The sequence below is a fragment of the Methylobacterium sp. AC315 genome (assembly GCF_979253755.1).
Map to the genome: position 1 here is coordinate 1 of NZ_CEEDEA010000135.1, position 239 is coordinate 239.

A 239-nucleotide genomic window follows, 5' to 3' on the forward strand; every position below is an offset into this window, starting at 1 on the left:
GATGCTGGGAGACATCGCCCGCCTCCAACTTGACCGCAGTGGCAGAAGGCTCCGCGAGAACCAACACGCCTCTCTCCACTTCGACGACGCAGTGGTGGAATATATCGTGGCGCAGTGCAACGATCCAGAGTCGGGCGGCCGTATGATCGACAATATCTTAACAAATACGATACTGCCCGCCCTATCAAGAACAATACACAACCGCATAATTCAACAGAGTCCCGTCACAGATATTTATC

General features: G+C 52.7%; 1 protein-coding gene. It reads left to right on the plus strand.

All coding sequences use genetic code 11. The features are described 5' to 3' along the window. On the plus strand, positions 1–239 hold a 239-nt coding region (locus AC0IY0_RS29005; protein WP_471766507.1), incomplete at both ends, for a hypothetical protein.